Annotated in this window: 10 protein-coding genes and 1 pseudogene; 2 read left to right on the top strand and 9 right to left on the bottom strand. The window is 58.3% G+C overall.

What is annotated here, in order from left to right:
* Window positions 1-122 precede the first annotated feature (122 nt).
* Window positions 123-1,124, bottom strand: a pseudogene (locus tag ABD059_RS07380) (PDDEXK nuclease domain-containing protein).
* Between the two features lie 584 nt (window positions 1,125-1,708).
* Here ABD059_RS07380 and istA point away from each other — a divergent pair.
* Complete coding sequence (gene istA, locus ABD059_RS07375) at window positions 1,709-3,421, top strand: IS21 family transposase (RefSeq protein WP_343878727.1); 1,713 nt, start codon at window positions 1,709-1,711, stop codon at window positions 3,419-3,421.
* 58 nt (window positions 3,422-3,479) lie between these two features.
* Window positions 3,480-4,313, top strand: a complete 834-nt coding sequence (gene istB / locus ABD059_RS07370) for an IS21-like element helper ATPase IstB (RefSeq protein ID WP_343878726.1) — start codon at window positions 3,480-3,482, stop codon at window positions 4,311-4,313.
* A 1,405-nt stretch (window positions 4,314-5,718) separates the two neighbouring features.
* Here the strand turns inward: istB and ABD059_RS07365 are convergent.
* The 8 genes from ABD059_RS07365 to ABD059_RS07330 all read right to left on the bottom strand — a co-directional run bounded on the left by ABD059_RS07365 (window position 5,719) and on the right by ABD059_RS07330 (window position 11,768).
* Window positions 5,719-6,015: a transposase gene (locus ABD059_RS07365; protein ID WP_343878724.1), complete on the bottom strand. Its 297-nt coding sequence runs from the start codon at window positions 6,013-6,015 to the stop codon at window positions 5,719-5,721.
* Window positions 6,012-6,488 carry a transposase gene (locus tag ABD059_RS07360; protein ID WP_343878722.1) on the bottom strand — a complete coding sequence of 159 codons (477 nt, stop codon included), beginning with the start codon at window positions 6,486-6,488 and terminating at the stop codon, window positions 6,012-6,014. Before ABD059_RS07360 ends, ABD059_RS07365 begins: the two co-directional genes overlap by 4 nt.
* Window positions 6,489-6,557: 69 nt before the next feature.
* Window positions 6,558-7,040 (bottom strand): helix-turn-helix domain-containing protein, encoded by a 483-nt coding sequence (locus ABD059_RS07355; RefSeq protein WP_343878721.1) that lies wholly within the window; start codon window positions 7,038-7,040, stop codon window positions 6,558-6,560.
* 1,027 nt (window positions 7,041-8,067) lie between these two features.
* Window positions 8,068-8,259 (bottom strand): hypothetical protein, encoded by a 192-nt coding sequence (locus tag ABD059_RS07350; protein ID WP_343878720.1) that lies wholly within the window; start codon window positions 8,257-8,259, stop codon window positions 8,068-8,070.
* Window positions 8,260-8,927: 668 nt separating this feature from the next.
* On the bottom strand, window positions 8,928-9,419 hold the full coding sequence (locus tag ABD059_RS07345; RefSeq protein WP_343878719.1) for a hypothetical protein: 492 nt from the start codon (window positions 9,417-9,419) through the stop codon (window positions 8,928-8,930).
* Between the two features lie 89 nt (window positions 9,420-9,508).
* Complete coding sequence (locus ABD059_RS07340; RefSeq protein ID WP_343878718.1) at window positions 9,509-10,093, bottom strand: hypothetical protein; 585 nt, start codon at window positions 10,091-10,093, stop codon at window positions 9,509-9,511.
* Entirely contained in the window at window positions 10,090-10,734 is a 645-nt protein-coding gene (locus ABD059_RS07335) for a hypothetical protein (RefSeq protein ID WP_343878717.1), read from the bottom strand. Before ABD059_RS07335 ends, ABD059_RS07340 begins: the two co-directional genes overlap by 4 nt.
* A gap of 203 nt (window positions 10,735-10,937) precedes the next feature.
* Window positions 10,938-11,768, bottom strand: coding sequence for a DUF4917 family protein (locus ABD059_RS07330; protein ID WP_377959627.1), 831 nt, complete (start codon window positions 11,766-11,768; stop codon window positions 10,938-10,940).
* Window positions 11,769-11,863: the final 95 nt, after the last annotated feature.

Below are 11,863 nucleotides of genomic sequence, written 5' to 3'. Positions count from 1 at the left end.
ATCGGAAGGCCTCGACCTCCATCTCGTCACCGACGCGCCCACCCCGGCTACACCCCGCCTACACTCTCGTTTGCGAAGAGCCGGAAACGTCTGCCCGGTAACGATGGTTTGTGTAGCCCTGGTTAGTGAGACGCGGGGGAGTGGGGACACGCCGAGCTTTTTGTCTCGCTTTTCGTGCCCGTTTGTTTCTTATTCTGTTGGGCTTGTGGCCACGTCGATCTGGTTGAACGCCGCGGAGAGGTCCTCGGCACCGGGGAGTGAATCTTTTCCGCTGCTGGGAGGGATTCGTAGGTGTAGGTAGAAACGGCCATGAGCGAATCCGTCCGGCCGAGGGCGTATCGGACGGTGTGTTCGTTTTTGCTGCCGCAGATCAGGATCCCGACCGTTTCCCTGTGTGCGGGGAGTTTGCGTTTGTCATCGACCAGGACGACGTAGAAATTCAGTTTTCCGGCGTACTCGGGCTGGAACTCCCCGGTCTTGAACTCGATCACGAAGTATCTGAGTTGCTCGACGTGGAAGAACAACAGGTCGATGTAGAAGTCGTCTCCGCCGACGTCGAAATGCACTTACCGGCCCACGAACGCGAAACCAGGACCAAGTTCGCGTAGCGTGTCGACGATCCGCTCTGTTAGTGCCGCCTCGAGGTCGTGTTCGGCGACTTCACCGGAGAGCCCTAAAAATTCAAAGGCATACGGGTTTTTGGCGACCTGTTGTGCGAGTTCGGAATCGGGGGAGGAAAGGCTCCGGGTGAAGTTCGGCGGTGCCGCACCGGTGCGTTCCATCGATTTGTTCATGATCATGTTCAGCAGCACGTTCCTCGACCAGCCATACTCCACTGCCGCCGCGGCATACCAATTGCGGGTGGTGGTGTCATCGAGCTTGTCCAGAAGGGTGATGATGTGGCCCCACGGCAATTGTCCAACAGGCTGTTGGACAATTGCAGCGTCGTTTCACGCGGCGGCGAATGCCCTCATGTATTGCAGGTTAATGCGCGAGAGCCCGGTCATATCCGGGAACCCTGCCCGCAGATCTTCAGCTAGTCGCTTCACTACGCCAGCGCCCCACCCGCGGCGTTCCCGCTGGGTGAGGATCTCGTTGCCGATGTTCCAGTACAGCTCGATCAACGGAGTGTTAACGGTCCGCTGAGCCCGTAGGCGGGCATCACGGACCCTACGCTTCAGAACATCAAGCCTTGATGCCTAGTCATCAGGAAGAACGATATCGGTACGAACCATGAACTTATTCTCTCGGCGGATAGCCACTGCAAGCGAATCGTGAGGTGTGGTTCCTCGCGCTGGAACCCGACAATGGCCTATCTAGAGGTGAAACACCCGGCGGTCAGGCTGACATAGCAGGGTGTTATCGGCGCTTACAGCCGGGAAGCCATCTAAACCCTGGGCAGTTAGATCTCAAATGAGCTGCTGTGGGTGATCGGCTACCGGGGGAGCTCAATGAACTCGTGTTCGTATTCGTTGGGTTTCATGTAGTCGTACATAAACTCCAGCTCGAGACCTGCCTCAGTCCAAGCCGCCCGGTAATTCCCGTCGCGAAATGGATCGTGTGACTATGACAGGTTTGGGTGGCCCCGGTAGGACGGATATATCTGGCCCCACTTCATGACTCGCCGGGCTCGTTATGACGGTTATGTGTGGCCCCACCGCCACCGTTGATCTCATCAGTTGATGAGTGCGACGGAAGGCTGGTCCAGATGGAGTCAAGAGTGGAGCTGTTCGCACGAATTCGTAGAGACGCCCGTGTTGAGGGCCTCTCCGTTCGCGCGCTGGCGGTTAGACATGGAGTTCACAGAAGAACTGTTCGGCAGGCTCTTGTGTCGGCGGAGCCTCCGGAACGTAAGCCCCGGCGGCGCGTGTCCCGGAAGCTCGAGTCCTTCAAGCCCTCGATCGACGTGATGCTTGTCGAGGACACGACGGCACCGCGGAAGCAACGCCATACGGCCCGTAGGGTGCTTGCCCGGTTGATCGAGGAGCACGGGGCCGGTGATTTGTCGTATTCGACGGTGCGGGACTATGTCCGGGTCCGTCGTGCGGAGATCGATGTTGAGTCCGGCCGCCGGGTGGAGGTGTTCGTCCCGCAGGAGCACGCACCGGGCGCGGAGGCCGAGGTGGACTTCGGTGAGGTCTGGGTCGTTCTGGATGGTGTGAAGACGAAGTGCCACATGTTCGTCTACCGGCTCTCCCACTCCGGGAAGGCCGTGCACCGCGTGTATCCAACGCAGGCGCAGGAAGCGTTCCTCGAGGGACATATCGACGCGTTCACCGCTCTGGGCGGCGTCCCGACGAAACACATCCGCTACGACAACCTCACTGCTGCGGTCACGTCAGTGGTGTTCGGGCAAGGCAGGCAGCGGGTCGAGAACGACCGGTGGGTGCTCTTCCGCTCCCACTACGGTTTCGACGCGTTCTACTGCCAGCCCGGTATTACCGGCGCCCACGAGAAGGGCGGGGTCGAGGGTGAGGTAGGCCGGTTCCGCCGTAACCGGCTGTCCCCGATGCCCGTCGTCGCGTCCCTGGAAGAGCTCAACAACCGGATCCGGGTCTGGGAAGCAGAGGATGACGGCCGGCGGATCAACGACCGGATCCGCACCGTCGGTCAGGACTTCGACACCGAACAACCCCATCTCGCACCGTTACCGGCGGAGACGTTCGATCCGGGGCTGGTGCTGACCCCTCGCGTGGACCGGTCGTCGATGATCACCGTGAGGATGGTGAAGTACTCGGTCCCGGCACGGTTCATCGGCCGGAAGGTCCGGGTGTCGCTCCGGGCGTCCGAGATCGTGGTCTTCGATGGGCGCACGGTCGTGGCCAGGCATCAGCGGATCACCGTCAAGCACGGTCAGTCCGTGCAGCTCGATCATTACCTCGAGGTCCTCAGAACCAAGCCCGGTGCCTTCCCTGGATCCACCGCTTTGGCCAGGGCCCGGGAGGCTGGTTCGTTCACGAACGCCCATGAAGCGTTCTGGGCTGCGTCCCGGCGGGTCAACGGTGACGCGGACGGGACCCGGGAACTCATCGACGTCCTGCTCCTGCACCGGTTCATGCACGCCGATGACATCCAGGCCGGCATCAGTGCAGCCCTCGGAGTGGGCGCGGTCAGCGCCGACGTCGTCGCGGTCGAAGCCCGCCGACACGCAACCGAACACTTGAACAGCAACCAGGGCCGGACCGCGGAGGATCTGGCAGCGGTGGGTGGGTCCACTTCGGACCGTCATTCCGATGATCATCGTGGTGGCCACGGCGCGGAGCACGTGCAACGGGTTGTCAGTCTCACCCAACGCCGGCTCATGGACCCCGCTGCTGTCATCGCCGGCCTTCCACCCGACAGCCGTCCGATTCCGACCGTCAACTCGTACGACGAGCTGCTCGCCAAACGGTCATCAGCAAACTCAGCAATTACGTCGTAGGCACCTCGAACAGCGTCCTGAACAGCGCGTCCGTCAGCATGTCGAAGGAGAACATCTCATGAGCCCCAACACCTCAACCACCACAGTGACCCCTACGCTGCGCCGGCGCCGTGGCCTGACCGAGCAGGCCGCTGTGGCGGCCGTCGACCAGGCCTGCCGTCGGCTACGCCTACCCACGATCCGTGCGGTCCTCGACGAAGCCCTGACCGTCGCCGGGAAGGAACAGCTCTCCTACCAGGGGTTCCTGGCCGAACTGCTGCTGGCCGAGTGCGACGATCGGGACCGCCGGTCCTCGAGCCGGCGAATCAAAGCGGCGAACTTCCCGCGGGACAAGTGGCTCGGGGACTTCGACTTCGAGGCGAACCCGAACATCAATGCCGCCACCATCCACACGTTGGCGACCGGGGACTGGATCCGCAAAGGCCGGCCGCTCTGCCTCATCGGGGACTCCGGCACCGGGAAATCCCACCTCCTCATCGGACTGGGCACGGCGGCCGCCGAGAAGGGGTACCGGGTCAAATACACCCTGGCGACCAGGCTCGTGAACGAGCTGGTCGAAGCCGCAGACGAGAAGATGCTCGCGAAGACCATAGCCCGGTACGGCAGGGTGGACCTGCTCTGCATCGACGAGCTCGGCTATATGGAACTCGACCGCCGCGGCGCTGAGCTCCTCTTTCAGGTCCTCACCGAACGCGAGGAGAAAAACTCCATCGCGATCGCCAGTAACGAGTCCTTCTCCGGGTGGACGAAAACCTTCACCGACCCGCGCCTCTGCGCCGCGATCGTCGACCGGCTCACCTTCAACGGCGCCATCATCGAGACCGGCACCGACTCCTACCGCCTCGCCCACACCCTCGCCCTCGCCCACCAGACCGGCATAGCCACCTCATGAATCAACTGCCCACGAGGGGTCCTTGCAGAGACGCATAACTCAATGCATCAGTATTCAGTCACTGTAGGCCTTGGCCAGGAGTGGACTCGAAAAATTCTCACGGAGACACAACACGTACGTGTGGGCCACACCCTGTGATCATTTGGAATCTGTCATGCTCCGCAAAAACTTTGTATGGTGAACGTATGCGAATTTTCACGACAGTTCACGCTGAACCACGCGACTCAGTTGATCATCCTACTTACCGCGTGAACTTTTGGCAGCAACCTCAGCCGGACTTCGGCTGGAACCTAGAGGCCTTTGTAGTTGTCGACGCAGGGGACGTGAATGAAGCAATCTTTTGGGCTGAGCAGAACTCCCGCGGCCGACCATACGAACTATTTGCTGAAATTAGTGATGAGAATGTAGAGGGCACCGAAAGACCTCGGCAGTCTGGTCTTATACGTCTACTTGGAAAAGATCCGAATAGCAGAATCTAGACTACACACCATCACGGCTGGAAAATCGGAAGTAGGCCGACCACACCTTATGTTCGCCCTACTTCCTTCATCTTAGAATTAGTGTCACGAATCGGCGAGATCTGATCGTACGAACGTGATTGTAGTTCTTTCAGCAGGAGTCGACTGATCAGTTCCTGCGGATCTGGCGGTAGCGCCGCAGGCTACACTGCGCGGATCCCCATACTTCTGATACGTAGCAGGACCGTTGAGCGTATACCCCGCAGGTGGAGTGATCTGGCCCTGCGCCCAGCCCTGAAAGGTGCCAGGGCCAGCGCTACATGAAACGGCCCGGTTGTTCTGGAGCCTATTTTTACCAGCGTTCGACACCGATGGCGCCCCCCACTGCGTATTATTCGGCGATACTCGAACAAGTGAGTAATGCAAACGGATAGTTCCTGCGTTACCGTTGCAGCTAACTACTGCAACGCCGTTGATCGTTCCGGCAACATGGTGTGATCCATGTGGCCATTGGACATCAAGATTACACGATATGGACGGCGCTAGTGCGCTCATCTCAGCTGCCGATGGTTCAGGCTCAGTAGCAGGAAGAACAGCTATTTGTGACTGTTCCGTCTTGAACACGGTGCTACCGTCTACCTTTTCTTCGCCGGAAATTCTTGATACTGATGATCGGGCTTCCCTGTCTGGGGATTTACTGCCATCAGCCGCACCTCCAACCATTGGAACAAGGGTTAACGCCGCCAAAATTACAGCACTCTTTGTAAGTATCAAAACTCCCCCTTGACTTTGGTTTCTCGCGACGGTGCGGAAACCCTGGTTCTAATGGGAGCAGAGAGCCTTCAGCTTGTCAACGATTACGATGCAGCTTTTTTATCACGATCCTCAAGTGGCACTACGACCTCAAGCTGAGCACATCGCACTATCAGTTTAATGGCCCTTCGTATTTAGGCGTGGTTGGTTTGTTTCGCGCGGTAGGGGCGGTGGCCGCCGGCGGCGAGTAGGCAGCGGAGTCTGTAGTTGGTGAAGTTACGGAATCCGCGGGCGATGCGGCGGGTGGTTTCGATGACGCCGTTCACGGCCTCGGTGGGGCCGTTGGACGCGCCGTGGGTCTCGAAGTAAGCGAGGATCGCGCTCTTCCACTGTCGTAGCGTCCGGCCCAGTCGTGCGACTTCGGGGATCGGGCAGGTGGGGAACGAGGCGAGGATTTCGGCGACCCGGGCCCGGCCCGTCTCAGGCTTCACGTGGTAGATGGAGCGCAGCTGTTGGTAGCACTGCCACGCCAGAGATACTTCATGGTCGGGTCCCCGAGGTCGAGCTTCATATCTAGGCGGGTGACTTGTTTGTCGGTGAGGTGCTCGGCCCCACACTGCAGAGTCCTACGAATGCCGTAGAGCGGGTCCCCGGAACGTCCGCGGTGGCCGAGGGTGTCCTGCTGGACGCGGCGGCGGACCTCATCGACCATGCTTGAGCCGAGCTCCACGACATGGAAGGCATCCAGCACAGTGATGGCTTCGGGGAGTTCGTCGCGGATCGCGTTGGCGTAGCCACGGAACGGATCCAGTGCTGCGGTCTTGATCCCGATCGTGAAGTCCGGGCCTTGGTCTGTGAGCCAGGTGGCGTAAGCCTTCCCGGAGCGTCCCGGAACAAGGTCCAACAACCGTGCATGAACGACACCATCACTGTCCCGGGTGTGGTCCACGATGCCGGTGACCATACCCGTGCCGGGCGGGCCGGTGTGAGCCCAGACGTGCTCATCAACGCCGAGAGCGTTGACCCCGGTCAGTCATGCGGGGGTGGTGGTACGGCGGGTCGCCTCGGGTGTGATTGCGTTCCACAGCGTGTGCCAGGACACCCCGAGTTGATACGCCAGCGCGGAGACCGAGGTGTCGTAACGCGATAGCGCGTCCACCGCCCAGCCGATAGATCGTGTGGTGAGCTTCGAGCGTGGACCGGCCAGCGGATGCTCCTCGGTGAACGTGGTCTTCGGGCACCCCTGGTCGGGGCACCGCCAGATGCGTTTGGCCCAGATCAGGCGCACCGCCCGGCCGAAACACGGGGTGTCATGCAACCGGACCGAGCGGCGTCCATGACCGACCGCGATGACGCCGCATGCCGGGCAGCCGACGATCGTGTCCCCGGTCTCCACACCCAGTACCAGGCCGGCCGGCGTTGTCGTGACGGAGGTGACGTGGATGCCTTTGACACCCAGCATCGCGTCCGCGCGTGCACACCACCAACCATCAGGACAGGAAGTAAAATCAGCCATGTCAGGGTCTTTTCTGAATCAGGAAGCTTGGTCGCTACCAATTCAAAAAGGCCCTGACCTCATTCCCGCCGCACCACGCCGCACCAACAGCAGCCAACCCTACCGAGTCAGCCCCTGACCGCCCTACCCACGCTCAACTGCGAAGGGCCAGTTTAATGAAGGTCGCTCTCATCGGAAGTCTAGGGAACTCGTGCGGGTTGGCTGGTAAGTTACGCACGGCGAGCTGAGCGGCTTGTTCCGAGTTGGCTTCAGCGATAGCTCACATGAGTAAGAGCGGGCGACCGAACCTTACACCATGCTCTTGAGACAGTTGCAGTCAGCGTTAGATCGAACTTCGAGCTGTACTCAGCCAGAACGGTCGGATCTTGTGTGGAGGTGGAGATGGGTCCAAATATTCCCGTCCTGGTGGGGCCAGCTTTGGTTGACATAGCCAATCGTGCGCGTTGTTGGTAGCCAACGATCCTACTTCCACAAACAGGGGCCAGCCTCGGGGCTCGTAAACAGTGAACCCTCCAGCGTGAAGGACTGTTCTGTTGATGACCAGCACGCTCCTCTCGTCATTGGGCGCCTGGAGTGTGTACGAATCAACTGGGGTGAGCAGAAGCATGATGAAGGCCAAATATGAGAGAACCAGGACCACGCAGATTCCGACCAGCCAGCCGACTGCTCTCACGAGGTAAGCGATCCAACGCTGCCGCGTTCTGGCCACTGCGCTTCGGGCCAAGAGGTAGATGCCAGCAGTAGCGGGCAGTATGGCTAGCAGGAAAAGGGAGGTCCCCAAAGTCATTGCGTTGATTTCTGGAGTGAGAAGAACGTAGATGTCTGCCGAATCTAGAAGAAGAAGGGTCCAAGACATCAACGCAAGAGACGTCGACAGCAGAAGCCAAGCGGTTCCCAGCCAAACGGATGTTCGGGGACGATCTCGCGCCACAGTCAACGCGGCTTCCTCGTGAGCTGTCATCCTTGGTGAGTCTCCTGCAGTCTGTGACGATGGATTGGAAAGTCCGAATCGATGCTCTAGCTAGAGTCAGAAATAAGCATCCGGGTCGGCCAGCGCACCCCCAAAGAACATGGCGATCACCGCGAGATTCATTGCGCACAGAACCGCGAATGGCCACCAGTTCGCTATTCGTCGGGCTTTGCCTCGATGATTAAGGGCAATGCTGAGCGAAACGGCGAATGTTGGCGCAAACAGCAGGGCAAAGAATACGCTTGCCATCGCTAGCTCGCCCTCGTAACACCCGGAGCCGGGCGACGGCATTTCCGAGCAGTCCATCCGAGTCTGGTAATGCCCAAGGGCTGATCCGAGAAGGCTTGCCGCTGGCAACGTGACTAGGCCTCCCAAAAGTGAGATCGCCATGGCCCCCTTTTGCGTCCAAGTTAGCCGCTCATTCCGTGCTGTATCGGCTTTCGTGCCGCCCTCAGGGCAAACGCTATTCCGAGGCACGGAATCGCCCATGTGGTATGAGATTAGCGGTTTCCACTCGGCGGACTTTCGGCGTTGTGCCAATCGTTTTGGCGTTCATGTTTCCCCCCCCATGTGCGACTCTCTAAACTGTGCCGAGGTTACCAGAGAGCTAAAACTGTCTAGTGCACCAGCCTTCTGGACAAGCGAGAATCCGGGCCCGGAATCCGGGTGACGTAATAGACCGTTATCGGCGTAATCGGAGGGATATGGAATTTTGCGTCGAGAGTACTCTGTTATCGCTTCCCCCTGGCCTACGGCAATGTTTACTGTTGAACCGCGGGTAGGCTTCCAGACAGCTCGTCCCACCTATGACCGGGTAGGCAATGACGGGGCGATTCATCAACACCATTCCCGTGCTTGATCTTGTGTGAGGGGTTGCAGGCCAATGATTGGGCCAGTCTGCAATGACAGCTTGTAACTCATTGAGCCTGTCGGTTGAGGTTGCAAGTGATCCCAGCGAGATCGAAAATCTCCCAACCCACCTTATGTAAGCGTTCCCCAATCGCATCCAACTCTGCGTCGGTCCGCGTTTGAGAGTGACGCTCTCGCCGCCGGTAACTGCTGAAGGAAGCGGCGTCTGCCGCGAATGCACTTCCAACCTGGGCGTGAAGCACTGCGTTGCGATCTTTGAGGGCGGCTTTAGCTTCGCGCAAAGTCGCAGAGACGCGTTGGTTCTCCTCTGGCGAGATGCCGGGTACCTCATCGAATAGCTTGTTAACTAGGTCGATCGTTCGACTCGGAGTCATGCCTTCGGTGATCGCCCGCCCCATCCTTAGATCGCCTAAGACCTCTCCGACGAGGTCAGCAAGATTTTGCTCAAGGTATGCGGCCCAGACCGCAATGCGTCCCATAGCCGCTTCACCGGCATCGGTCAGAGAGGTCATCCGGTGCGTGCCAATCTCATTGTTCATAACCCGTACTCTTTCACGGAAGATATATGGGTAGACCACGCCGATTGCTGAACGTTGCAACAGATGAACCTGGTGTATTTGTCGACTCGCTAGAGCGATCCTCTTAGTTGTGCACCGCCGCTGGTTTGCGATCTGTAGTTAGGACGCACTCCCTCAACCCAGCCGCGCACCTGCCGGGCATCTTGCGCAGGGATTTTTATTGGACTGTTGTCAACGAACCAGAGCCAGGCATGATCGAGAGGAACCCATAGTGCGCGACCAGCCAAAAGCTTCGAGTACCACTGCAAGCGTTGTTGATACCGGGGATTGTCCGTCGCAGCATCGGCCCAGACCCAATCCGTCAAATCGGCGAAGCTTTCGAATTTTTTCCGATACTTTTTGAAAGGGTTTGGCCCGTCGACTCTTACACCCTGATGAGTCTTTTCCCCTCGGATGAAAATCAGTCCACCGATAACCATCGCGTCATTGTCTTTTAGCCAGCCGTCGTGATCCTTCCCTATAGGGGCGGCGAGTCGGTAGACCTCGAATAAGTCGTAAACAGCGTCGAGAGCCCAGTGCGTAGCTACTGAGACGGCATCTACGTCTTCCGAGTGCCGCAATTCCCGAATTAGGTCAGTGGCCCATTCAAGCGACCGGAGCCGGACTCGATAGGTATCCCCATAGGTAGCGTTCATTCGGTTCGGACAAAGACATCGGTTTCATGCAGTCGCTGTGGTGATCCTGTCAGCCCACGCTGCCAATCAAGTCCCTCCAGTCGATAATTCATCTCGGCGGTGAAACGACTCATCTCTCGTCCGCCTAGGTCTTCATCCAGAGCTGGTACGTCTGCGACCTCTATGAGCTGCCTGTGTATCTCGCCCGATGAAATGTGTATGTTAGCGGGCGGTGGGTTCTTTGGTTTCAAACGCTTATCAAGCGTGACAGCAAGAACTGCAACATCGTGCTGAGAGAGATTCTTTATCTCGAGGTGGAAACTGACCATCACCCTATTCGGGGGTGATCCGTTCGCTGCTCCACCCCGAAGCTCGATCAGAACGGACTCCGCTTGTTTCATTTCGGCTTGATCGCGAGCCGATTGCTTCTCTTGGTCCTTAGTGCGCTCGGATTCTCGGGCTTCCTCGCGGGCTGCTTGATCCGCACGGAAAGCCCTGACAGCCCACAATAGGGTGAGAATCGTTCCCACACCTCCAAACCACGTTCCCGTCGCCTCGATCCAATCGGGAGTCCAGTTTTTGACAAACAGTAGGGCTGCACACGCGCCGATGATGGCGCCAGCCAGACCGCACATCAACGGCAGGATTATTCGGGAAGGCATCGCATCACCTTAGCCGGTTCAGCCAGGATTCCAAGGACCCCCATAGGTTGCATCGTGTGCCCTATACATAATGAGAATCAGAGATTTCAGGTCAAGCTTCAAGGTTCCACTGACAACGTATTGGGCCGTTATCAGCGTTTGTTGGAGCAGGTAGGCGTGTTAACCGCCTCAGCTGATCTTCCGGAAGTGGATCTGAGGTTGGGCTACCAAAGGCTGACCGAGCTCGCATCGTAGAAGGAGACGTTTAGAGCGCTTCTTCTTCGCGTCGACCTTGATTCGCGGAGAACTGGCAACGTCTTGACCGCTTCTATTGTTCTCTTATTCTCGGGCGAGTTTAAATCCCCGTAAAGGGCCACAGCCAACCGCTTCAAAGGAGAGCGAACCACAGCATCAATAAAGTGAGCGTCATTCTCCGCAAACGAGAGCCCGTAAGCGGTCAAGCCACCCCCACAACTGGCCAACGACCGCAGGCCTTTGCTCAGATAGTCGCTCGTATGGATTTTTACCAGCTTCTCGTCACTGGAGCCTTCTGAGACGTAGAGGGGAAAGTAATTAGCGGCCAATTGCTCGCGAATTTGGTCGATGAGAGCCCGATTGGTCCTCACCCAGGTCAGTTTGCGCAGTCCGTCGAGTCCCCGGTAGAGGTGTAGAGCCCCATGGAGGTAGTGGATCGACTGGTCGAAAGGCTTCAGGTGATCCCAATAGACGCAATCAAGCTGGACTCCGTCGGCGTCGCGGCTTCGAAAACCATCATCGTCAATACGTGTTCTTTCGACCACGTTCTCGGTCTGCCGTAATGTCCAGTAAAGCAACAAGTCGTAGTTTGTCGTAAATATGTGGTCGTACGGTTGAAGGAATCTTCGGGTCGACGAGTAGCGACCCGCCTCGACATCATATGGACGATCAGGGTGAAGCCCAGCAAGCACGGTGGCCAAGGCGTTCTTTAGCCGTGATATTTCCTTGTCTAGCTCGACGATCTCGTCAGCGAATTTTGTTCTGTCTAGGGACCGCAGGGCGACCTGTGCGGACGTCATACCTCTTATGACTAGGGACTGCTGAAGGTTTGGTTGACTCCTGACCTGTGAGGATTAACCTCGCGGGTGGAAGGATGTTCATCATGCCTAAAGCC

This window comes from Arthrobacter flavus, from assembly GCF_039526005.1.
Lineage (GTDB): Bacteria > Actinomycetota > Actinomycetes > Actinomycetales > Micrococcaceae > Arthrobacter_D > Arthrobacter_D flavus.
This window is presented reverse-complemented; position numbering and strand designations above follow the sequence as displayed.

What these genes read in the sequence shown, in the direction of transcription:
- istA (WP_343878727.1), top strand. Translation starts at nt 1,709, where the DNA reads ATGGAGTCAAGAGTGGAGCTGTTCGCACGAATTCGTAGAGACGCCCGT.
- istB (WP_343878726.1), top strand. Translation starts at nt 3,480, where the DNA reads ATGAGCCCCAACACCTCAACCACCACAGTGACCCCTACGCTGCGCCGG.
- ABD059_RS07360 (WP_343878722.1), bottom strand. Translation starts at nt 6,488, where the DNA reads ATGGTCACCGGCATCGTGGACCACACCCGGGACAGTGATGGTGTCGTT.
- ABD059_RS07355 (WP_343878721.1), bottom strand. Translation starts at nt 7,040, where the DNA reads ATGGCTGATTTTACTTCCTGTCCTGATGGTTGGTGGTGTGCACGCGCG.
- ABD059_RS07350 (WP_343878720.1), bottom strand. Translation starts at nt 8,259, where the DNA reads ATGGCAAGCGTATTCTTTGCCCTGCTGTTTGCGCCAACATTCGCCGTT.
- ABD059_RS07345 (WP_343878719.1), bottom strand. Translation starts at nt 9,419, where the DNA reads ATGAACAATGAGATTGGCACGCACCGGATGACCTCTCTGACCGATGCC.
- ABD059_RS07340 (WP_343878718.1), bottom strand. Translation starts at nt 10,093, where the DNA reads ATGAACGCTACCTATGGGGATACCTATCGAGTCCGGCTCCGGTCGCTT.
- ABD059_RS07335 (WP_343878717.1), bottom strand. Translation starts at nt 10,734, where the DNA reads ATGCCTTCCCGAATAATCCTGCCGTTGATGTGCGGTCTGGCTGGCGCC.
- ABD059_RS07330 (WP_377959627.1), bottom strand. Translation starts at nt 11,768, where the DNA reads ATGACGTCCGCACAGGTCGCCCTGCGGTCCCTAGACAGAACAAAATTC.